Genomic DNA, 21,056 nt, shown 5'->3' with positions numbered 1-21,056 from the left:
GGCTGGCACGATTACCTACCGTTACCTGAACTGCAAGCAACCAAAACGCGGCGTCACGATCCATGACCCTTCTCGGTACTCAAGACTTACCAGCAAACGCCGACGGGCTCGCCAAGGCCGCTGACCTGTTGCGACAGGGGCTGCTGGTCGCTTTCCCGACCGAGACCGTCTATGGACTGGGTGGCGATGCACGGAACGGCGAGGCTGTGGCCGCGATCTATGAGGCCAAGGGGCGACCCAGTTTTAACCCACTGATCGCCCATGTCGCCTCAACCGAGACCGCGAAACGCTTCGTCGAGTGGACCGATCAGGCTGATTTGATGGCTGATGCCTTCTGGCCCGGACCGTTAACTCTGGTTCTTCCTCTGCGCCCCGATCACGGGATTTCGTCGCTGGTCACAGCTGGCTTGGATACTCTGGCCGTTCGCGTGCCTGCGCATCCCACAGCGCACGCTTTACTGACCGCTTTTGACGGTCCTGTGGCAGCGCCATCGGCCAACCCCTCTGGTCAGATCAGCCCAACGACGGCGGCCCATGTCCGAGCGGGGCTGGAGGGACGCATAGCCGCAGTTCTGGACGATGGGCCGTGCGGTGTCGGGCTTGAGTCCACTATTGTGGGTCTGGCCGGCACCCCTGCCCTGTTGCGTCCAGGTGGTGTCGCATTGGAACAAATCGAAGAGGTTCTAAAGGCAGAACTGCATCACCACCAACCCGGCGATCTGCTTACCGCGCCGGGGCAGTTGCAATCCCACTACGCGCCGGACGCGCCGGTGCGGCTGAACGCCCGGTCACGGCAGGGGGACGAGGTGTTGCTGGGTTTTGGCCCCGTTGATTGTGATCTGAACCTCTCCAGCACCGGCAACCTGCCCGAGGCCGCCGCCAACCTGTTTGCCGCCCTTCACAAACTTAACGATACCGGTCGGCCAATCGCCGTATCACCAATTCCCCATCACGGATTAGGTGCGGCCATCAACGACCGTCTACGCCGCGCAGCAGCCCCTCGCGATTAGGCGCGGCCTGCACTGGCTGATAGGGTCAGCGGATCAACACCAAGCGTAGCCAAAGCCGCCTCCCATTTCTCGTCATCAGGGACATCAAAGACCAGTTTCGACGACGCATCAGTCGTTAACCAACCATTCATCGCGATCTCATCTTCCAACTGACCCGGCCCCCAGCCGGAATAACCTAAAGTCAGCATCGAATTCAGCGGCCCCTTGCCCGAGGCCAGATCCTCGAGCACATCCAGCGTTGCGGTCATGCTGAAATCTTCGGAAATCTGCATTGAATGCAGATTCGCCTCGTAATCTGCGCTATGCAGGACAAAGCCACGCGACATCTCGACCGGGCCGCCAAACTGCACCAGCCGTTCGCCAATTACGGGTATCCGACACGGGATGTTGAGCTGTTCCAGCAAGGTCTTGATCCGCAAGTCCGAAGGCTTATTCACGATCAATCCCATCGCGCCGTCATCACCATGGCTGCAGATATAGACGACCGAATGCTCGAATCGCGGGTCGCCCATTCCGGGCATCGCAATCAACAGTTTTCCCGTAAGGTCCATCAGCAGATATCTCTTGCGCCATAGGATATCCCTAGAATGACCCTGTGAACCGGGGAATGGCAAGGGATCAGCCGGGATTTCCGTGCATTTCACAGAAGTGACCGGAACGTGACTTGGCAATCACGACCGGAATGCGCATGTTCTGCATATGAAAGCGCTTTGCAAATCTGCTGCAGCCGTGCTGGCCGTCAGCCTTTGTTTTGGTGCCCCCGCCACTGCGCAGGGGGTTGATAATCTGGTTCAGCTTGAGGTGTTGGACGGCGGCAAAACCGCCGAAGGTACCTATCAGGGGGCCTTGCGTCTAAAGCTCAAGGACGGGTGGAAGACCTATTGGCGCGCACCCGGCGATGCGGGCATTCCGCCACAGTTTGATTGGAAAGGCTCTCGCAATATTGCTGACATAGCCTTCACATGGCCCGCGCCGCATGTGTTTGATCAGAACGGGCTGCGCTCGGTCGGGTATGAGGATCAACTTGTACTGCCCGTCGAAATCACGCCTAAGAACCCTGCCAAACCCGTGCGTTTGCGCGGCGAGATGGACTTGGGCGTGTGTAAGGATGTCTGCGTGCCGGGTCGGTTGGAATTCGATCACACAATGGATGCCGACGCTGCACGCAATCCGGCCATCGCCGCAGCCCTCGCCCAGCGCCCGTTTTCCGAACGCGAAGCAGGCGTGGCGGATGCGACGTGCCAATTGACTCCCACTGCAGACGGAATGCGGATCGAGGCGCGTATCACCATGCCTTCAGCGGGCGGGTCCGAATTCGCCGTCATTGAACCAGGAAACCCGGCACTCTGGGCATCGCAGCCCGATACACGCCGTCAGGGCAACACCCTGATCGCAAGCTCAGAGATTATCGGTGCCTCCGGCCGGCCATTTGCGCTGGATCGGTCCGAAGTGCGCATCACGGTTCTGGGGGCAAACCACGCTGTCGATATCCAAGGATGCAGCGCAGGCTGACCGGATGAGCCAGACCCCAAAGATCGGTGCCCTGGCTGTCGTGCTGCACGATGGCCAGGTACTTTTGGTGCAACGCAGCAAGCAACCCGATCAGGGGCTGTGGGGTTTTCCAGGCGGCCATGTTGAATGGGGTGAAACGGTTCTGGACGCCGCCACCCGCGAGCTGCGGGAAGAGACCGGTGTGATTGCTGAGCCTTTGGTCTATCTCGACAATCTCGACCTTTTGCTGCGCGATGATAGCGGGCAGACCCGGGCGCACTACCTGCTGGTCGGAGTTGCGTGTCGCTATGTAACCGGCACGCCTGTCGCTGCAGACGACGCTCAGGACGCTCAGTGGTTTCCGGTGGACCAGATCACCAGCGGCGACCTGCCAATGAGCGACCGCGTTCCCGATCTTTTGCGGCTAGCTTTAGAGATGGATCAAGCCTCGACCCGATCCGACAAGCGTGCATAAAGCACGCTGGACAGCACGACACCTACCAGCAGGATCACGGTCGCACCCGCTACGAAAACGCCAAAGCCCATTTGCAACACACTTGGACCTTCGGCGGCTGGGTAGAGACCCGAGAGCAGCGCCAACGGCGCACCTGTCACTACGGGCCAGATCATCGAGGCCCCCAGCCAGATCGCCAACGCTGCGCCCGTTGCGCGCACGGCATTGCGCACCACCCTGTCCGGCGCTCGCAAGGCCCGTCTCATCGATGTCATCGGGCGTGAGATGTCGTTCAGGATGGCCAGCAACGCAGGCACTAGCAGCAGGATCAGGGCCATGCCAAAGCCCAGCCCATAGACCAGTGTGATCACGGTCGGTTTCAAAAACTGCGCCTGCTGCGAACTTTCGTACATCAAGGGCGTCAGCCCCAGTACCGTGGTCAGCGTGGTCAGCATCACAGGCCGCAAACGATCTGCCGTACCTTCTACGATTGACGGCACCAACCCGCGCTCTTTCCGGTATCCGTCGATTGTGGTCACCAGAACAATCGAGTCGTTGATGATGATCCCGGTCATGCCCAACAGGCCGACGACGGTGAACATGCTTAACGGCACGCCCCACAGGTAATGCCCCCAGATCGCGCCCACGAGGCCAAAGGGAATGATCGCCATGACCACCAAGGGCCTTGTCCAACTGGCAAAGACCCAAGCCAATACCAGATAAATTCCGGTCAGACACAGGATCAGGCCTGTGCGGGCCTCGGACAGGAATTCATCCTCCTGCTCACTCAGGCCAGCCATGCGCCATTCGACCTGCCGTTCGGCGGCTATGTTTGGCAATATCTCTTCGCGCATGGCGCGGGCGATTTCGGCAGCCTGCGCCGGGTCGTCCTCGGAAATATCACCATTCACCGAGATGACCCGCAGACCATTTTCGCGCCGGACGGTCGAAAAACCCGATTTACGCTCGACCGAGACGATATCGGCGAGCGGGACATAAACGCCATCCGGAGTCCGCATCAATGTGCGTTCGAGAAAATCAGCAGTCAGTTCGCCATCGGGCAGTTCGATCCGAATCTCGGTGCTACGCGGACCATCCGGGAAGGTCGCGGCCTCAATCCCGTTCAGCCGGTTTCGCAACACGCGGCCCAGTGTTTCGATGCGGAAACCCAGCGCCTGACCCTGCGCGGTGAGGTCCAGAATGAACTCTTCCTTGTCATAGGCGAGGTTATCCTCGAGCGCCGAAACTTCCGGGTATTTCGCGAGTTCCGCCTGGAGGTCCTCGGATGCAGATTTCAACGTGTTCACATCCGCACCGTAGAACTGCACGTCAATCGCGTCGCCACCGGGCCCTGAACGCCAACCACGGAAGCTAAGCAGCTCGACCTTCGGGTGGCGCGGCACGAAATCCTGCAGCTCGCCCACAAATTCAAAGCTGGAATAGGGGCGCAAGTCGGCATCAATCAGCTCGATCGAGATGCCGCCCAGTAGATCGTCATCCTTGCCATCCGCCGCGCGCAGCCCCCATCCGGCCGAACCGCCAACCTCGGCTAGAACGTATTCGATCGGGTTGCGGCCATGGCGTTCTTCGTAAACCTGACCCAGTTCTTCCGTGGCTTTCTGGACCATGCGCATCATTTCCAGCGTCTCTGCGCGCGTCGCCCCTTCGACCATGATGAAATTGCCAGTGACCGAACCGCGTTCCGGTGCGTTGAAGAACCGCCAATTCACGTCGCCCCGAATGAACAGAGCAATCTGGCTGGCCAGAATCACTACCATCAGTGCAACAACCACATACCGTGCCCAGACCACCCACGCGACCAACGGGCGGAACAGGTGGTCGCGCACCCAGCGGAAGCCCTTGTTCACAACCCGGTTGGGCCAGTCATACCAATGCTCCTTAGCCGAATGCGCGATGGCATGGGCCATATGGTTCGGCAGGATCAGGAAGCATTCGATCAATGAGGCAATCAGGACAGCGATAACGGTGAACGGGATGTCTCGGATCAGCTCTCCGAAGCGGCCACCGATGGCGGTGAGACCAAAGAAGGCGATGACCGTGGTCACTGTTGCAGCAAACACCGGCATCGCCATTCGGCGGGCAGCGCGTTCTGCGGCGACGATTGGCGCTTCGCCCAAACGGCGGGCACGGAAATCGGCGTGCTCTCCCACGACGATGGCGTCATCAACCACGATGCCCAAGGTAATAATCAAACCGAACAGAGACACCATGTTCAGCGACAACCCGCCCAGATACATCAGCGCAATCGCCGCAGACATTGCCACCGGAATACCGGCAGCCACCCAGAAAGCGATGCGGGCGTTCAGAAACAGGAAGAGTAGACAAACCACCAGCCCAAGCCCAACCAGCCCATTGTCGACCAGAATATCTAGTCGGTCGGTGATCGCTTGTGCGCGGGTGCGGATCAGCTCAATCGTGATACCTTCGGGCAGGCTGGCCTGCATCTCGGCCACGACATCCTCGACATCGCGCTGAATTCCGATGGCATCGCCCAAATTGGACCGGTCGACGCGGATCGACATCGCCGGATTGTCGCCGACGAAATAGCTGCGGTTGCGCGTGACCCCCTCGACCCGGATTTCCGCCACATCGCCCACAACCAGCTTTGAACCATCGGCAAAGTTGCGCAGGGCGATACCCTCGATCTCTTCCGGGGTGCGTTTCTCAACGCCAGTCCGAATACGCGCATTGGCACCTGTGACATCGCCCGCAGGGTTCGCGGTGACTTCTGCCGCGATGGCCTCGGCAATGTCCGAAAGCGAGATATCATTGGCGATCAACTGTGCGGTGGGGACTTCGACCACCACACGCGGCGCGGCCAGTCCCCGGATCGTGGTGCGCGTGACACCAACTGCAAACAGGCGGCTTATCAATTCATCGGTGAATTTGGCCAGTTGTTCAGCTTCGATGGGCCCCGTGATGACCACATCCGTGACACGATCCCGCCAAGCGCCGCGCCTGATGGTTGGTTCCTCGGCGTCTTCGGGCAGGTTGGTGACGCTATCGACGGCGGTCCGGACCTCCTCAACCGCGCGAGACATGTCCCAGTTCGGCTCAAACTCCAGCCGGACCTGCGCCGTTCCCTCGCGTGAGGTCGATTCCGTGCTGGCAACGCCCTCAACCGCCAAAAGCGCAGGTTCCAGCAATTGGATGATGCCATTGTCGACATCCTCGGGGCCTGCGCCGTCCCATTGGACATTCACATCGACGCGTTCGAGAATCACATCAGGAAAGAACTGTGCCCGCATGTTGGGGATCGCGGCGGCCCCCAGCACCAGCATGATCAGCAGCAACAGATTGGCCGCAGTCCGGTGCCGGGTGAAATAGCTGAGGATACCGCCCGCCGCGTTGGGAATGTCGCGGATCATCGCGCTTAGCCCCCGGCCCGATTGTCATCAAGACGGCGTATTAGGGTGGCGGGCACTTTGGCCTCGCTCAACTGGCCCAATACTTGGGCTTTGTCTTCCTGAGACATCGCATCACTGGCCTCGACCTGAGCCACAAGCTGAGCGCGCTTTTCGTCCGAAAGCTCGACCATGCCTGGATCAGTTTCAGCGTTCGCCTCAATCCGTAGGGGCCGCACACGTACACCCGAACCCAGCAGAGGCGTCCGGCCAATCACAACCTCGCGGCCTTCCAGGCCTTCGCCACGCAAAAGCACCTCATCGCCCTGACGACGGATCAATTGCACAGCCAACGGTTCCAGCCGGTCATCGGGGCCGAGAACAAGCACGTTGCCCGTGGCGTCCAAAACCGAGGATGGCAGACGGACCACATTATCGAGCGGCTGTTCTTCAATCGAAACGGTGACAAAATCCCCCGGCTTGAATCCCGGCGCGTCGTCGAGACGCGCATAGATCAGACGCCCGGTTTGCCCTTCACCCGCCGCGCCGCTATCGCGACTGATCCGGCCGGTGGCAGTGAGATCGGTCCCCGTGACCTCAAGCGATACAGTCACCGGGGCTGAGATCAGATCACCCTGCGCGTTCAGCAACCGCACGAATTGCGCGGTGGATACCCGAAACGCGACCTCAAGCGCATTGGGGTCGACGAGTTCGGCCAGCTTTTCGTTGGCCGCGACCAACCTGCCTTCAACCAAAGTAACCTCGGTCAGCGTACCATCAAACCCGGCATGGATCGTCATATCCTCCAGGTCACGCTCGGCCCCTTCCAACGCGATACGAGCCCGCGCAAACAGGGTTGTTGCTTGATCCACCCGGGATTCGGCCTGCGCCAGAGCGATCCTGCGTGCGAGAACTGCCTGATGAGCCGATGTTGCGGCCAGTTCCGCTTCTTCGACGCTTGCAGCAGCCCCGACACCTCGCGTCTGCAGGTCCTGCTGGCGCTGCAGCGCCCGGTCGCGAAGTTCGGCCTGTGCCTCGGCTGATTTCAACTCATCCTGCGCCAACAGCAGCGAGCGTTCGGCGTCCCGCTCTTCAAACTGGGCATCCAGAAGATCGGATTTGGCACGGTCCAGAGCCGATTGCATATCGGCTGGGTCCAGTTCGACCAGCAATTCTCCCGCCGTTACGGTACCGCCATCTTCAAAGTCTTCGGCCAGTGATACAACGCGCCCACCCAAGGCCGCGCGCAGCTCTAACCGGCGGCGGCTTTGAATCTGGCCAAACGCTTCCAGATAAGGAGTGACGGTTTCCGGCTCGGCGGTTCGTACGGTAACGGCGAATATGCGTTCCCGCGCCTCAGGTGCCTGATTGTCCCGCGTCAGCACATCCTGAACCGCGCCCGAGATCATCTGTGCGGCAACGATCAACAGGCCCAGCGTCAGAAACGCCAGGAAGACCCCAACAAGGCTTTGCCGCAGAAATCGCATCGGTCACTCACCTTTGGTCGCACATGCTGCCTTCCGCAAAGGTAGCCGGGTCGCAAAAAATGCCAAGCCACAAAGCGGTTATGATCCATTAAACGCAGAACCAGTCTACTTCCGTCGCAGATGTTCGTCCAATCTGGGCATTATTTCCACGAAATTGCAGGGGCGGTGGCGATAATCGAACTGTTTCTCCAAAATCGCATCCCACGCGTCTTTACACGCGCCTGGGCTGCCCGGCAGCGCAAACAGATAGGTTCCGCCCGCCACACCGCCCGTGGCGCGGGATTGCACGGCGGAAGTACCTATCTTTTCCATAGACACGATGGTGAACACGGTGCCAAACGCCTCGATCTCTTTTTCATAAACATCCCGATGTGCCTCGACTGTAACATCGCGACCCGTCAGACCTGTGCCGCCGGTCGAGATCACAACGTCGATCTCAGGATCCGCAATCCAACTGCGCAATTGCTCGGCAATCTGGGCGCGTTCGTCCTGAATGATCTTGCGGTCCGCCACTGAATGTCCAGCCGTTTCGATCCGGTCGACAAGCGTCTGGCCCGAGCGGTCGTCGTCCAGTGAGCGTGTATCCGACACGGTCAGAACCGCAATGCGGACGGGGATGAACTCAATGCTTTCGTCAATGCGCGACATATGTCGTCAAGCCCTTTCCATAATGGCAAGCCGGATAGCAAGAGCCGCGAATATCCCGCCCGTGACCCATCCAATGACACGTGAAGCGCGTGGGTTTGAGATCAAAATGCGCCCTGCTCCGCCCGCAAAGATACCGACCATCCCGTTCACAAGAATGCTGCCCAAGGTAATGATTGCACCAAAGGTTAGGAATTGCGGCAGTACCGGGCCGTTTGCTGGGTCCACGAACTGAGGGATAAAGGCCAAAACAAACAAAATGACCTTGGGATTGGTCAGGTTCACCAGCAACCCCTCGCAAAACGCGAAATGAGCAGGCTTGACTGCTGCATCGCCCGACACTGTCCCTTTCCGGATTGCGCCCCATGCAAGGACCAACAGATAAGCAACGCCCATCCACCGGATAACGTCAAACAGCCAAGGCACGGCTGATACCAACGCCCCAAGTCCAAGCCCCGCCAGCAAAACTTGCACCATCAGACCCGTCGAAACACCGAGGCTGGCCATCATCGCTGGGCGTGACCCGGACCGTAACCCTTGCCCGAAACAGAACATCATGTCAGCGCCGGGTGTGAAATTCAGCACCAGTGCGGCTGGGACGAAGGCCATCAATGTCACTGTCTCGATCACGTTGTTACCTCGAACCAATGTGGTTTTGGGCCCAGATTGGCGATCTGAGACCGCCCGAGAATGCCGCGGTATCCCCAACTGTCGTGGATATGACCGCAAAAGACAAAATCGGGCTGGATGCGTTCAACCGCGTCCCGAACTGCGGTCGAGCCGACCGACACATCTTGCGATGTCACATCCCCATATCCTTTTGGCGGAGAGTGCGCGATCAGAACATCCGCAGCCTCGCACCGGTCCAGCAGTTCCGATGCTTCAGCTTCAGTAAGATCGCAGGACCAGTCTCCGAAAGGCGTCACCGGCACGCCGTAGCCCAGCCCGAACAGGCGCAGACCATCCAATGTCATGCCCGTCCCGTGCAGAACATGCGCGCCTTCGGGCGCAGCGGCTGTCAGTTCCTCGGCGCTCTCAGCGTTGCCCGGCACCAGGATCAGCGGCGCTGCAATGCCCGACAGCATCTGCATCGCTTCATTCAGGCCCCGCCGCGCATTGCAAAAATCCCCCGCTCCGATGACAAGATCAGCCTCGGCGCTGGCGACCACCAGATCAGCGGCCCGGTTGCGCGCCATATGAAGATCGGAAAACGCCAGAACTCTCATCCCGCGCCCCTCAGCCTTGCTTGCAAATCCAGCAAATCGGCCCAGGCCTGACGTTTCATCTGCGGTTGACGCAGCAGGTAGGCCGGGTGGAACATCGGGATGACCGGCAGGTTCAGCGCCTGATCCCATTTCCCGCGCAGCCGCGTGATACCGCGTTTGCCCAGCAAGGCCTGACAGCTAATATTGCCCATCACCACCAGCACCTCGGGCTTGGCCAACGCCACATGCCGCTCCAGAAACGGCTTCATCATGCCAATCTCTTCCGGCTTGGGATCGCGATTCTGCGGGGGCCGCCACGGCAACACGTTGGTAATGTAGACATTCTCGCGCCGATCCAGATCAATCGCGGCCAGCATCCGGTCCAGCAATTGCCCAGCGCGCCCGACAAAGGGCTTACCTTCGCGATCCTCATCACGGCCGGGCGCTTCGCCGATGATCATTACCCGTGCACCGGGGGTGCCATCGGCAAACACCAACTGCCGCGCGCCGCGTTTGAGGTCGCAAAGATCAAACGCCTCCATCGCCGCACGCAAATCGACGAGCGATCCAGCGGTTTTCGCCGCCTGTTTTGCAACAGCTGCGGCATCGACCGGTTCTGGTTTTTTCGCAGGTTCAACCGCAGCTGGTTTCTTAGCCTTGGCCGCTTTGTCCGGCAACGCATAGCGATCCACCGGCGCGTCGCCGATCGCCTCGGTTGCGCCCAGCTCGATCTGCCATTCCAGCAGCGCCCGCGCGGTATGATGGTCCAAACCCGATTCCATAACCCTCAATCTAACCAGCTTTTGACCGAGGGAAAGCGAATAGACCTTGCCATGGCACAGGGTCGCACCGACCATGGCAGGGTCATGCTGTCATTTCTGCGATTCCTTCTGATTGCTCTATTGCTGGCAACCTTTGGCGGTTCGGCGAGTGCGCAGCTGTTTGATCGGAATACTCAATGCCGCGCCGGACAGTTGCAATGCGGGCGCGGTTGCTGCCCCGCAGGCCAACGCTGCAGCTTTGATGGTCGCTGTATCCCGCCGGGACACACCTATTGTGGAGGTGGGCGCACCTGCGGCCCGTTCGAGCGCTGCGTGGCAGGAGGAACCCGTTGCGCCCCTGCTGGGGCGAATAAGTGCACCTCGCGCCTGGATTGCCCCGGTGGTAGCTTCTGCAACGGACGCGGTGAATGCGAGCGCAGCAGACCGGATTTGGTCCCCGCTCCATCCACAACCTGCGCAGATGGTAGGAGTTGCGGAGCCGGTTCATCCTGTTTGCCGGGCGGCGGATGTTCGCGCCCCGGCTGGTTTCTGTGTGAAGAAACCGGTTCGCAATGCCGACCCGGCTTTAAATGCTCGGCTTATCAGGGCTGTGTCCCGATCAAGGCCATTGATTGTGGCTATGGCAAGTGGTGCAAACCAGGGGAACAATGCCTGCCCGAAGGCGGATGTGAGAAACTAACCGAAGGGTCGGAACCTTAGGTTGCCTTGGCCTGCATGGCTTCCTATAAGCGGTCCGATTGTCAGACAGGAGCCCGCCCATGCGTTTCGCCCATCGTCACCTTCTTGGCATCGAGCATCTGTCGCAATCCGATATCACCGCTATCCTTGATCTGGCCGAAACCTATGTCGATCTGAACCGGCAATCGGCTAAGCATTCCGATGTGCTGTCGGGCCTGACTCAAATCAACATGTTCTTTGAAAACTCGACCCGTACGCAGGCGAGTTTCGAAATTGCGGGCAAGCGATTGGGCGCGGATGTGATGAACATGGCGATGCAGGCCAGTTCGATCAAAAAGGGCGAGACGCTGATTGATACAGCAATGACGCTGAACGCAATGCATCCCGATCTGCTGGTGGTACGGCATCCTCATTCTGGCGCGGTGGACCTGCTGGCGCAGAAGGTAAACTGCGCCGTGCTGAACGCAGGTGACGGGCGGCATGAGCACCCGACGCAAGCCCTGCTGGACGCGCTGACCATCCGCCGTGCCAAAGGCCGCCTACACCGGCTGAACATCGCGATTTGCGGAGACGTGGCGCATTCGCGCGTGGCGCGATCGAACCTGATCCTGCTGGGCAAGATGGAAAACCGCATCCGTCTGATCGGCCCGCCGACGCTGGTGCCGTCGCAATTCGCGGAATTCGGGGCCGAGATCTATGATGATATAAATGAGGGTCTGAAAGACGTCGACGTTGTGATGATGCTGCGCCTTCAGAAGGAACGGATGGACGGCGGCTTTATCCCCTCGGAACGCGAATATTATCACCGCTACGGTCTGAACGCTGAAAAGCTGGCGCTGGCCAAGCCAGACGCCATCGTGATGCACCCCGGTCCAATGAACCGCGGGGTCGAGATCGACGGCACTCTGGCCGATGACATCAACCGATCCGTCATTCAGGAACAGGTCGAGATGGGCGTTGCCGTCCGCATGGCCGCCATGGACCTGCTGGCGCGCAACGTGCGAGAAGCCGCATGAACGATCTGATCATCGCCCCCCATGAGCGCGGTGTGATCCGCCTGTTCTCGCTGGACATGCGCCCGGAAGAAGCGAAATTCCTGCGCGAACCGGGGGCTGTTGATCAGGTGTTGGGTGTCGAGGGGCTGGATCCAGAACAGATCGACATTTTTCCGGTATCCGACCTCGAAGATCTCGGGCTTTATGGCTATCTCAGCGAAGGCTGTGGTGTCTCGGAAGACCAGTTGGATCGCGCGAAGTTCGACGCCATTGAAGGCTGGGTGATGGTCCTGCGCAGTGCGGCGCTGGGTGGTCGATCTGCAACCCTTTCCCTCGATCCCCGCCTGCATCTGATTGGCCTGTTCACCGAAGAGGCTACCAACTGGTCCGGCGGCACGATTGAGACCGAAAGCGCAAAACCGTTCTCGGCCGCGCAAAGCCCGCCAGTGGATAATAAACCAAGCCGCATCGGTTCAGCCGTCATTGCCTTGCTGATTCTGATCGCCGTCGGAGGTGCCTTGTGGCTGATCCTGTAACATTCACGCCAGACAAGGGCGCTTATATCCGCACCAACGCATGGCTCGCCGCGTTTGCAATGGCGGCTGCGATGGTCTTGCTTTGGTTGATAGGCAACCCTTACGTCTGGACCGGCGCGCCCGCAGGGTTGGCCGCCATCACCATCCGCGCTTGGTATTTGGCTTCGGAAGAACTGGTCGCCAAGTGGGAAATGACGGGCACCACTCTCACCGGTCCTGGTCCGCGTAAGGTGGCGCTGAACCAAATTCAGGCGGTCAATACCATTGGCAGCTTTGTCCAGATCGTCACAAAAGGCGGCGACAAGCACCTGATCAAATATCAGGCGGACCCCGCCGCCACCAAAGCTGCAATCGAAAGGGCCATGGCATGAGCAATCTGATTTTCACTAACGCTCGCCTGATCGACCCCGAAGCTGGCACGGATAGCATCGGCTGGCTGCAGATTGCCGATGGTCGGATCGCAGCGCTTGGTGAAGGCACGGCCCCAGACGCTGACACGCAGGTGGTCGATTGCGGTGGGCAATGCCTTGCGCCCGGTATCGTCGACATTGGCGTCAAGGTTTGCGAGCCCGGTGAGCGACACAAGGAGAGTTATAAATCTGCGGGTTTGGCCGCTGCCGCCGGGGGAGTGACGACCATCGTCACCCGTCCAGACACGCTGCCTGCCGTCGATACACCCGAAACGCTGGAGTTTGCCACCCGCCGCGCGCAAGCGGACGCTCCGGTCAACGTTTTGCCAATGGCCGCCCTGACCAAAGAACGCGAAGGGCGTGAGATGACCGAGATCGGGTTCCTGCAAGACGCAGGGGCCGTGGCTTTTACCGATTGCGATCATGTCATCACCAATACCAAGGTCTTCTCACGCGCGCTGACCTACGCCAAATCCTGTGGCGCGCTTGTGATTGCCCACCCGCAAGAGCCGGGCCTGAGCAGCGGTGCCGCGGCCACCAGCGGTAAATTCGCCGCACTGCGAGGTTTGCCTGCCGTATCGCCTATGGCCGAGCGTATGGGGTTGGACCGCGACATCGCCCTGCTTGAAATGACCGGGGCCGCCTATCACGCCGATCAGATCACCACGGCCCGCGCCCTACCCGCACTGGAGCGCGCCAAGCGCAACGGGCTGGACATCACAGCAGGCACCTCGATCCACCATCTGACGTTGAACGAATTGGACGTGTCCGATTATCGCACCTTCTTCAAGATCAAGCCCCCGTTGCGATCCGAAGATGACCGGCAAGCCGTGATCGAAGCAGTGCGAACCGGTCTGATAGACACGATCAGTTCCATGCACACGCCGCAGGATGAGGAAAGCAAGCGTCTGCCGTTTGAAGAGGCGGCCTCGGGCGCGGTGGCGCTGGAAACACTGCTGCCTGCTGCGCTTCGGCTATATCATTCCGAACAGCTGGACTTGCCGACCCTGTTCCGCGCCATGGCCCTGAACCCGGCCAAACGGCTGGGGTTGGAGAGCGGTCGCCTGGCCCTAGGCGCGCCTGCCGATTTGGTGCAGTTCGACCCGGATGTTCCCTTTGTTCTGGACCGCTTTACGCTGAAATCGAAATCGCAGAACACACCGTTTGACGGCCAGCGGATGCAGGGTAAGGTCACCGCAACCTATGTCGCTGGACAAGAAGTGTACCGGAGAGCCTGATGCCCCTGATCGACAGCACAATGATTCAGCTCATACTGTGGGCCGCGTTGGGATACCTGCTAGGCTCCATACCCTTTGGCATGATCGTCGCGCGCGTGATGGGTCTGGGAAATCTGCGGCAAATCGGGTCGGGCAATATCGGCGCAACCAACGTCCTGCGAACCGGCAACAAGGCAGCGGCAGCGCTGACATTGCTGTTTGATGCAGCCAAGGGTGCCGTTGCTGTTCTGCTGGCACGCGCTTTGGCTGGTGAAGATGCCGCGCAGATCGCCGCATTGGCCGCGTTCCTCGGGCATTGCTTTCCGGTCTGGCTGGGCTTCAAAGGCGGTAAAGGCGTTGCGACCTTTCTGGGCCTTTGGCTGGCACTTGACTGGCGCGTGGGTGTCGCCTGCTGTTTGACATGGCTGGTCGCGGCGCTGATCTGGCGTATTTCATCCGTTGGTGCGCTGGCCGCCGCCGCCCTATCCACCACCTGGATCATGGTGCTGACAGATGGCAGTACCTTCGTCCTCGGGATCGCTCTGACCTTGCTGCTCTACTGGCGGCACAGCGCCAACCTGGCGCGGATCAAGGCAGGGACAGAACCGAGAATCGGTAAATCGTGACCGCGCCCCGCGCGTTGCTGAAAGCGTTCCATGATCTGCCTGTCGGCACGTTCACCGGAACGGCTGGCCCACATAGATATGTAGTTTCACATCAAATCATGGCCCGCGGGAAATCTCACAAACTGGTGGCTCATCAATTGGGCGGGCCGGATTACATCAGTCTGAACCTTTATCTCACACAGAAAAGCGGCGCATTGCTTCGCCCCTGCGAAATGCCTGCGGAAAAGGTGATAGATTTTGTCCTGGCGCTGGTGCCTGACGTGCAGGAATGAACAACCGGTCTTTGTGATTGCACAATCACAATTGATTGCTTTGAACGTGATCGGGCCATTCCCCAACTGGGATTTTGTGACGGCCAATTACAGGCGTCGCGACAATCAAATCCGGTTCGCCCGGGCAAAATTACAGTGCTCTTCAGCGAGCCTATTCACGAAAGGTGAAGTCATGAACACGTTCAAATCCATCATCAGCGGAGTCGCGCTGTCTGTTGCGATCGCAAGCTCAGCAATGGCGGCTGGCGTCGAAATCAACGCAAGCTCGACCGGATTGGCAATGCAGGGCTATGACCCGGTTGCCTATTTCACCGTTGGCGAAGCAACCAAGGGTGATTACAAAATCACCACGCTGCACAACGACGCCCTGTACCGTTTTGCATCAGAAGAGAACAAAGCCGCTTTTGAGGCGAACCCAGAGGCCTATCTGCCTGCCTACGGCGGCTACTGCGCATTTGGCACCGCAATGGGCTTCAAGTTCGATGGTGACCCGAACTACTGGAAAATCGTCGACAACAAGCTGTATCTGAACCTGTCACAAGACATTCAGGAGCGTTGGGAAGGCGACATTCCGGGCTTTGTTGAGAAAGCCAGCGCGAACTGGGAAGACATCGCCGACAAAGACCCGGCTGAACTACAGCAATAATTCGCTGACAAGACCTTTGTGCATCGGCGGCAGATCGTATCCGCCGCCGATCTTCGTTTGAAGGCATCATGTTTCACCCTATCTAGCATATGAGAAAAGAGCCCAAGCTGAGTGGGCCCACGCCGGGGCACCGGCCAGAATAAAGTTGTTCGGGACAGTCAAAACATCACTGATCCGGCCTAAGGGCCGGAACGTAGATTCAATCATAACGCTGCCATTAGATTTGATTGGCAGCAGGTTTCGAGCGAAAGGAATGAGACGATGACAGGAAGATTGGCACTGATCACCTCGGTCGCCGTATTGGCTGCGGGATCCGCCATGGCGCAATCCTCAGGCAACTGGACTGGATTCTACGGCGGTGCGCAGTTTGGTTATGCGGACATCGACACAAACGTATCAGGCGTCGACGGCGATGGTGCGATCGGCGGTATCATCCTTGGATATGATTACGATCTGGGCGATTGGGTCGTCGGAGGTGGCTTCGACTATGACTGGAGCGACGTAGACCTTTCCGGCGCCGCCACGGTCGAGAATGTCTGGCGGCTCAAAGCGCGCGCGGGCTACAAGGTGAACCCGCAGGGCCTGCTTTATGGCACCGCCGGTTATGCCGATGCGGATACCGATAATCTGGGCAGTGACGATGGCTGGTTCATCGGCGCAGGCTATGAGCAGATCGTAGCCCCCAATATCAGCGTTGGAGGCGAATTTCTGTATCATGAGTTCGACGACTTCAACTCATCGGGCGTCGATGTTGACGCAACTACAGTTCAACTGCGCGTCGCATATCGGTTTTGATGAGAAGGTAGGGCCCGGCTATTTGCGCCGGGCCCGTGCCGCTAGGGCACCAAGACTGTGCTGCCGGTGGTTTGTCGTGCTTCCAAAGCACGATGCGCATCAGCAACTTGATCCAACGGAAACTCCTGATCGACATGGATCTTGACCTCGCGCCCGTCCACTTTGCCAAATAAGCGTCGCGCCATCGCCTGACAGGTGGCGTGATCCGAGATATGCGTGAACAAGGTTGGCCGCGTCACCTTCAGAGATCCCCGCTGCGCAAGCATTCCCAGATCGACAGGCGGCACTGGCCCCGAAGCGTTTCCGAATGAGATCATCATGCCCAAGGGTTTCAGGCAATCCAGCGATCCCTCAAACGTGTCCGCACCGATGGAGTCCATCACCACATCAACCCCTTTGCCTCCGGTGATCTCGGCCACACGCTCGACAAAATTCTCGGTCCGGTAGTTGATGCAATGTGACGCGCCATTGAATTGCGCCAGGCTGCATTTCTCATCCGTTCCCGCTGTCCCGATCAGTTTGATGCCTTCGGATTTCGCCCATTGGCAGGCGATCAGTCCCACACCTCCGGCAGCCGCGTGGAACAACACGGTATCTCCGCGCCGCAGCGGCGTTGTTCGGTGAAACAAGTATTCGACCGTCATGCCCTTTAGCATCATGGCCGCTGCGGTGCGGAACGAGATACTCTCGGGCAGCGGACAAACCTGCGCTGCAGGCATCACGCGCGCTTCGGAATATGCTCCCGATGGGCCTGCGGCATAGGCCGCGCGTTGGCCGAGGGCAAGATGCGTAACGCCTTCGCCTACCGCCTCAACGACTCCGGCCGCTTCCATTCCCAACGCATGAGGCAACTCCAGCGGATAAAGGCCGGTACGCTGGTACACATCGATGAAATTCAATCCGCAGGCATGATGGCGAATGCGCACCTCACCCGGGCCGGGATCGCCAAGCGGGCGATCCTCAATCCGAAGAACCTCGGGGCCGCCGGATTCGTGTATGACGACTGTGCGTGCTGTCTGCTGCATGAATGCCTCCCTTGCCTGTGGAAACAAAGCTAACACGCCTGTGCGGCAGAGCAATCCTTCCGGCTCTGCAAGGGTGATCGGGCAAAATTTCGCAATATGTGCTATAATGCAACGAGACGTTGTAATTGGGCAGACGTTGCCGGCTGATCCGGTCACGCGAATTGCCACGCCGGATGCATCCCGCGGCGCACCCACGCCAGAAAAGGGGATGAACATGGACAAGACAATCGGTAACCCAATCACCTGGGTCGCCCGAAATCTGCGGGCAACCAGCGATCATGTCACTGAATCCGTGACCGAGATCGGCAGCGCGGATGTTCAGGCTCTGCCGACGGTGCATACGCTGACCCTGCAGGATCTGCGCGAATGCCTGAAAGCTGGATATAACGATTTTCTCGAAACCCGGGCCGATGCGATCTTTGTCGTTCTGATCTATCCAATCGCAGGTCTGCTGATGTTCGGTATTGGGCTCAACAAAGACATGGTGCCCCTGCTGGCCCCGCTTGTCATGGGTTTTGCCCTGATCGGGCCGGTCGCCGCCGTCGGGCTTTATGAGATCAGTCGCAAGAGGGAACAGGGCGGAGACGTTCATTGGCTGGACGCGTTCGGCGTATTCCGTTCGCCTTCCTTCGGAGCCATACTGGCATTGGGCTTCTATCTGGTCATGCTATTGATGATCTGGCTGATGGTCGCGCAAGGCATCTACGCGCAAACCCTAGGGCCAGAACCTCCGGCTTCGGCCATGGCATTCGTGACAGAAGTGTTCACCACCGGAGCAGGCTGGAGCATGATCATCATCGGCACCGCCACCGGTTTCCTGTTTGCACTGGTCGCATTGGCGCTAAGCGTGGTCAGCTTTCCGCTGTTGCTGGATCGCAAAGTGGGCGTTCCCGTGGCCGTCGTAACCTCGGTCCGGGTCTTGCGTCAGAACCCGGGTGTGATCTTGACCTGGGGGGCCATTGTGGCCGCGATGTTGGTACTGGGCGCGATCCCGATGTTGCTGGGGCTGATCGTCGTCATGCCCGTTCTAGGCCACGCCACATGGCACCTGTATCGCCGGGCGGTCGCCTGACTACATGGCAGCAGCTTAACCAGAGACCTTCAGAACGATCTTGCCAATGTGGCCCGATGCTTCCATCCGCGCATGTGCAGCGGCGGCATCAGAAAGATCGAATTCTGAATCCATCACCGGTGCGACCTTCCCGGCCTCAAGCAATGGCCACACGGCTTCACGCAAGTCTTGCGCGATGCGCGACTTGGCCAAATCGCTTTGTGGGCGCAAGGTGCTGCCAGTCAGGGTGAGGCGTTTCACCATCATAAGCGCAAAGTTCAGTTCGACCACCGGACCTTGCAGGAAAGCGATCTGAACCAGCCGCCCGTCTTCCGCCAAAGCCTTGATGTTGCGCGGGATATAATCACCACCGACCATGTCCAGGATCAGGTTCGCCCCGCCCTCGGCGCGCATCGCAGCCACGAAATCTTCGTCGCGATAGTTGATGGCCTTTTCGGCACCTAGCTTGATACAAGCCTCACATTTCTCAGCCGACCCGGCGGTTGCAAAGACGCGGGCGCCAAACGCATTGGCCAGCTGAATGGCCGTCGTGCCGATCCCGCTGGAACCGCCATGGACCATAAACCGCTCCCCTGGTTTCAAGCCGCCACGGGTGAAGACATTGGACCAAACAGTAAAGAAGGTTTCGGGCAGGCAGGCAGCTTCTTTCAAACCCATACCCGCAGGCACAGGCAGGCAATGGGCGGCGGGCGTTGCGACATATTCAGCATAACCGCCGCCGGGCAACAGGGCGCAAACCTGATCGCCAACAACCAGACCTTCGACACCCGAGCCGATGGCGACGACCTCGCCCGAGGCCTCTAGCCCCGGCAAATCGCTTGCACCGGGAGGTGGATCATACGCCCCCGCCCGCTGCAGCGCATCAGGACGGTTCACCCCGGCGTACGCGACTTTCAGAACCACTTGACCCTCTGCCGGTTCCGGCATCGGGCGTTCCGTCAGTTGCAGAACGTCCGGGCCACCAGCTTCGGTGATCTCGACAGCGCGCATTGTCTGGGTCATGGGCATATCTCCTTTGCCCAATGCCTAGCAGGCGAAAACGCAGAGGCCCAGCGGCAAGTGGAAACGCTGCGACTATTTTCCCGATGACAGCGAACCGGGCAGGTTGTCAGGCAACTTCGTCGGAGCCTTCACCTGACCCGCAAGCCAGTTGGGGACGGCCAGAAACGGTTTCAGCAGCGGGTTGCCATTCACCTGCGCCTTGAACTTTTCAAACTGCATTACGCCCTCGATCCGCCGATCCAGGAATTCCCATGTTGCCTGATAATCCGGGCTGTCATCACCCAGCCAATACAACAGTGTCGAAGAATAGACGCCCGACAGAGTGGCACGTTTGGTGTACCAGTTCACGTCGTCCGAAGTATCGCCAAGCGCTATCCAGATCTGGTCACAGGTGCCCCAGACCGCCTTAGCCCCATCCGCGGCATGGATCGGCAACGCGAACAAAGTCATACCTCGGCGCACTGCTTCTTTGTCTTCGACCGCCTGCAGGCGGAAACGGACGGCGGCGGCGATCTTTTCACGGAATTTCAGCCCGCTCAGGTCTTCGGATTTCAACCGCTCCAACATCGCGGCATCCCCGCGCGCATGAAAGGCCAGTGCCAGATCGACGGCACCACGCGGACAGATCGCTCGGGCAAGCGCGGGCTCCAGATCGCAATCGCTGATGGCCGCACGAAAGCTGGTTTCCGACCAGCCGTCGAACGGCACATGGTTCAGAATCGCATCGAGAAGCTGCTCTTTGGTGTCTTCATAGGTTGCTGTCATGTCGGGTCTCCGAGGCTGCGGGTCCAGTACTAGACAAGTTAGGCGTGCTTTGCTATACGGCCACTTCCTGCAATTTCCTTGCAACTCTATCTAGAAAGGTGGTGACAACCACATGCAGGTTAGTGTTCGCGACAATAACGTCGATCAGGCGCTTCGTGCCCTGAAGAAAAAGCTGCAGCGCGAAGGCGTGTTCCGTGAAATGAAGCTGAAGCAACATTTCGAGAAACCGTCCGAGAAAAAAGCGCGCGAGAAAGCTGAAGCGATCCGCCGTGCCCGTAAACTGGCACGCAAGAAAGCACAGCGCGAAGGTTTGCTCTAAGAGCTTCCTGCGACTCGTCCAGCTTTGGATGACACTATTTGACGACCCCCGAGGCCCTGCCCGGGGGTTTGTCGTTTTTAGGGCGGATGATCCCGCCAATTCCCGGCTTTACCCTCGCGGCAACCTGCCGATTTTGATGCAATCGCCGCAGTCGGCATTTTACAGCGCAGCGAATCGCCGTTCGGTTGCATTCTGCCGCCGAAAATCGCCCATCGCCGTACCCGCCCTATTCAGCGTTCTTTGATCGTTTGTAAGTGAG

At 59.2% G+C, this 21,056-nt stretch carries 23 protein-coding genes; 13 read left to right on the top strand and 10 right to left on the bottom strand.

Annotation, left to right across the window (positions count from 1 at the left end):
- Nucleotides 1-62: 62 nt before the first annotated feature.
- Nucleotides 63-1,010 (top strand): L-threonylcarbamoyladenylate synthase, encoded by a 948-nt coding sequence (locus tag ACR0KC_RS16730; protein WP_480707084.1) that lies wholly within the window; start codon nucleotides 63-65, stop codon nucleotides 1,008-1,010.
- Here ACR0KC_RS16730 and ACR0KC_RS16725 read toward each other — a convergent pair.
- Nucleotides 1,007-1,561, bottom strand: a complete 555-nt coding sequence (locus tag ACR0KC_RS16725) for a YqgE/AlgH family protein (protein ID WP_170395693.1) — start codon at nucleotides 1,559-1,561, stop codon at nucleotides 1,007-1,009. The two genes, ACR0KC_RS16730 and ACR0KC_RS16725, sit on opposite strands and share 4 nt — an antisense overlap.
- Before the next feature lie 148 nt (nucleotides 1,562-1,709).
- Between ACR0KC_RS16725 and ACR0KC_RS16720 the strand changes: the two genes are divergently transcribed.
- Nucleotides 1,710-2,522, top strand: coding sequence for a protein-disulfide reductase DsbD domain-containing protein (locus ACR0KC_RS16720; protein ID WP_170423658.1), 813 nt, complete (start codon nucleotides 1,710-1,712; stop codon nucleotides 2,520-2,522).
- Nucleotides 2,523-2,526: 4 nt separating this feature from the next.
- The gene (locus ACR0KC_RS16715) at nucleotides 2,527-2,976 is read left to right on the top strand and encodes an NUDIX hydrolase (RefSeq protein ID WP_480772011.1); all 450 of its coding nucleotides are present in this window, start codon (nucleotides 2,527-2,529) and stop codon (nucleotides 2,974-2,976) included.
- Here the strand turns inward: ACR0KC_RS16715 and ACR0KC_RS16710 are convergent.
- The 6 genes from ACR0KC_RS16710 to ACR0KC_RS16685 form a co-directional block, all read right to left on the bottom strand.
- Nucleotides 2,943-6,344: an efflux RND transporter permease subunit gene (locus tag ACR0KC_RS16710; protein WP_170566225.1), complete on the bottom strand. Its 3,402-nt coding sequence runs from the start codon at nucleotides 6,342-6,344 to the stop codon at nucleotides 2,943-2,945. The two genes, ACR0KC_RS16715 and ACR0KC_RS16710, sit on opposite strands and share 34 nt — an antisense overlap.
- 5 nt (nucleotides 6,345-6,349) lie before the next feature.
- The gene (locus ACR0KC_RS16705) at nucleotides 6,350-7,807 is read right to left on the bottom strand and encodes an efflux RND transporter periplasmic adaptor subunit (protein ID WP_480772010.1); all 1,458 of its coding nucleotides are present in this window, start codon (nucleotides 7,805-7,807) and stop codon (nucleotides 6,350-6,352) included.
- 105 nt (nucleotides 7,808-7,912) lie between these two features.
- Nucleotides 7,913-8,455, bottom strand: a complete 543-nt coding sequence (moaB, locus tag ACR0KC_RS16700; protein WP_170408382.1) for a molybdenum cofactor biosynthesis protein B — start codon at nucleotides 8,453-8,455, stop codon at nucleotides 7,913-7,915.
- 6 nt (nucleotides 8,456-8,461) lie between these two features.
- Complete coding sequence (locus ACR0KC_RS16695; protein WP_480772009.1) at nucleotides 8,462-9,082, bottom strand: LysE family translocator; 621 nt, start codon at nucleotides 9,080-9,082, stop codon at nucleotides 8,462-8,464.
- Nucleotides 9,079-9,678, bottom strand: a complete 600-nt coding sequence (locus tag ACR0KC_RS16690; protein WP_170597246.1) for a metallophosphoesterase — start codon at nucleotides 9,676-9,678, stop codon at nucleotides 9,079-9,081. The genes ACR0KC_RS16695 and ACR0KC_RS16690 overlap by 4 nt, the downstream gene beginning before the upstream one ends.
- The gene (locus ACR0KC_RS16685; RefSeq protein ID WP_170514155.1) at nucleotides 9,675-10,439 is read right to left on the bottom strand and encodes a uracil-DNA glycosylase; all 765 of its coding nucleotides are present in this window, start codon (nucleotides 10,437-10,439) and stop codon (nucleotides 9,675-9,677) included. The genes ACR0KC_RS16690 and ACR0KC_RS16685 overlap by 4 nt, the downstream gene beginning before the upstream one ends.
- A gap of 758 nt (nucleotides 10,440-11,197) precedes the next feature.
- Between ACR0KC_RS16685 and ACR0KC_RS16680 the strand changes: the two genes are divergently transcribed.
- The 8 genes from ACR0KC_RS16680 to ACR0KC_RS16645 all read left to right on the top strand — a co-directional run bounded on the left by ACR0KC_RS16680 (nucleotide 11,198) and on the right by ACR0KC_RS16645 (nucleotide 16,614).
- Complete coding sequence (locus ACR0KC_RS16680; RefSeq protein ID WP_170566212.1) at nucleotides 11,198-12,133, top strand: aspartate carbamoyltransferase catalytic subunit; 936 nt, start codon at nucleotides 11,198-11,200, stop codon at nucleotides 12,131-12,133.
- On the top strand, nucleotides 12,130-12,648 hold the full coding sequence (locus ACR0KC_RS16675; RefSeq protein WP_170626197.1) for a hypothetical protein: 519 nt from the start codon (nucleotides 12,130-12,132) through the stop codon (nucleotides 12,646-12,648). The genes ACR0KC_RS16680 and ACR0KC_RS16675 overlap by 4 nt, the downstream gene beginning before the upstream one ends.
- A complete protein-coding gene (locus tag ACR0KC_RS16670) occupies nucleotides 12,633-13,019 on the top strand; it encodes a hypothetical protein (RefSeq protein ID WP_170597242.1) in 387 nt (128 codons plus the stop codon). The genes ACR0KC_RS16675 and ACR0KC_RS16670 overlap by 16 nt, the downstream gene beginning before the upstream one ends.
- Nucleotides 13,016-14,296 carry a dihydroorotase gene (gene pyrC, locus ACR0KC_RS16665; RefSeq protein ID WP_170636684.1) on the top strand — a complete coding sequence of 427 codons (1,281 nt, stop codon included), beginning with the start codon at nucleotides 13,016-13,018 and terminating at the stop codon, nucleotides 14,294-14,296. The genes ACR0KC_RS16670 and pyrC overlap by 4 nt, the downstream gene beginning before the upstream one ends.
- The gene (plsY, locus tag ACR0KC_RS16660) at nucleotides 14,296-14,901 is read left to right on the top strand and encodes a glycerol-3-phosphate 1-O-acyltransferase PlsY (RefSeq protein WP_170612814.1); all 606 of its coding nucleotides are present in this window, start codon (nucleotides 14,296-14,298) and stop codon (nucleotides 14,899-14,901) included. Before pyrC ends, plsY begins: the two co-directional genes overlap by 1 nt.
- A complete protein-coding gene (locus tag ACR0KC_RS16655; protein ID WP_480772008.1) occupies nucleotides 14,898-15,173 on the top strand; it encodes a hypothetical protein in 276 nt (91 codons plus the stop codon). Before plsY ends, ACR0KC_RS16655 begins: the two co-directional genes overlap by 4 nt.
- A gap of 172 nt (nucleotides 15,174-15,345) precedes the next feature.
- Nucleotides 15,346-15,819 carry a YHS domain-containing (seleno)protein gene (locus ACR0KC_RS16650; protein WP_170395661.1) on the top strand — a complete coding sequence of 158 codons (474 nt, stop codon included), beginning with the start codon at nucleotides 15,346-15,348 and terminating at the stop codon, nucleotides 15,817-15,819.
- A 261-nt stretch (nucleotides 15,820-16,080) separates the two neighbouring features.
- Entirely contained in the window at nucleotides 16,081-16,614 is a 534-nt protein-coding gene (locus ACR0KC_RS16645) for an outer membrane protein (protein WP_480772007.1), read from the top strand.
- A gap of 41 nt (nucleotides 16,615-16,655) precedes the next feature.
- On the opposite strand, the gene ACR0KC_RS16640 is transcribed toward ACR0KC_RS16645, so the two are convergent.
- Nucleotides 16,656-17,639 (bottom strand): quinone oxidoreductase family protein, encoded by a 984-nt coding sequence (locus ACR0KC_RS16640; protein WP_170636681.1) that lies wholly within the window; start codon nucleotides 17,637-17,639, stop codon nucleotides 16,656-16,658.
- A 214-nt stretch (nucleotides 17,640-17,853) separates the two neighbouring features.
- Here ACR0KC_RS16640 and ACR0KC_RS16635 point away from each other — a divergent pair, with 214 nt between their 5' ends.
- Nucleotides 17,854-18,711 carry a DUF2189 domain-containing protein gene (locus tag ACR0KC_RS16635; RefSeq protein ID WP_170408392.1) on the top strand — a complete coding sequence of 286 codons (858 nt, stop codon included), beginning with the start codon at nucleotides 17,854-17,856 and terminating at the stop codon, nucleotides 18,709-18,711.
- Between the two features lie 15 nt (nucleotides 18,712-18,726).
- Here the strand turns inward: ACR0KC_RS16635 and ACR0KC_RS16630 are convergent, their stop codons facing one another.
- Both ACR0KC_RS16630 and ACR0KC_RS16625 read right to left on the bottom strand, forming a co-directional pair.
- Nucleotides 18,727-19,713 carry an NAD(P)H-quinone oxidoreductase gene (locus tag ACR0KC_RS16630; protein ID WP_480772006.1) on the bottom strand — a complete coding sequence of 329 codons (987 nt, stop codon included), beginning with the start codon at nucleotides 19,711-19,713 and terminating at the stop codon, nucleotides 18,727-18,729.
- A gap of 72 nt (nucleotides 19,714-19,785) precedes the next feature.
- Nucleotides 19,786-20,478: a COQ9 family protein gene (locus ACR0KC_RS16625; RefSeq protein ID WP_170636679.1), complete on the bottom strand. Its 693-nt coding sequence runs from the start codon at nucleotides 20,476-20,478 to the stop codon at nucleotides 19,786-19,788.
- Nucleotides 20,479-20,590: 112 nt separating this feature from the next.
- Here ACR0KC_RS16625 and rpsU point away from each other — a divergent pair, with 112 nt between their 5' ends.
- Entirely contained in the window at nucleotides 20,591-20,797 is a 207-nt protein-coding gene (rpsU, locus tag ACR0KC_RS16620; protein WP_005614280.1) for a 30S ribosomal protein S21, read from the top strand.
- The last annotated feature ends 259 nt before the right edge of the window (nucleotides 20,798-21,056 follow it).

The organism is Ruegeria sp. CF3, assembly GCF_056537365.1.
This window is presented reverse-complemented; position numbering and strand designations above follow the sequence as displayed.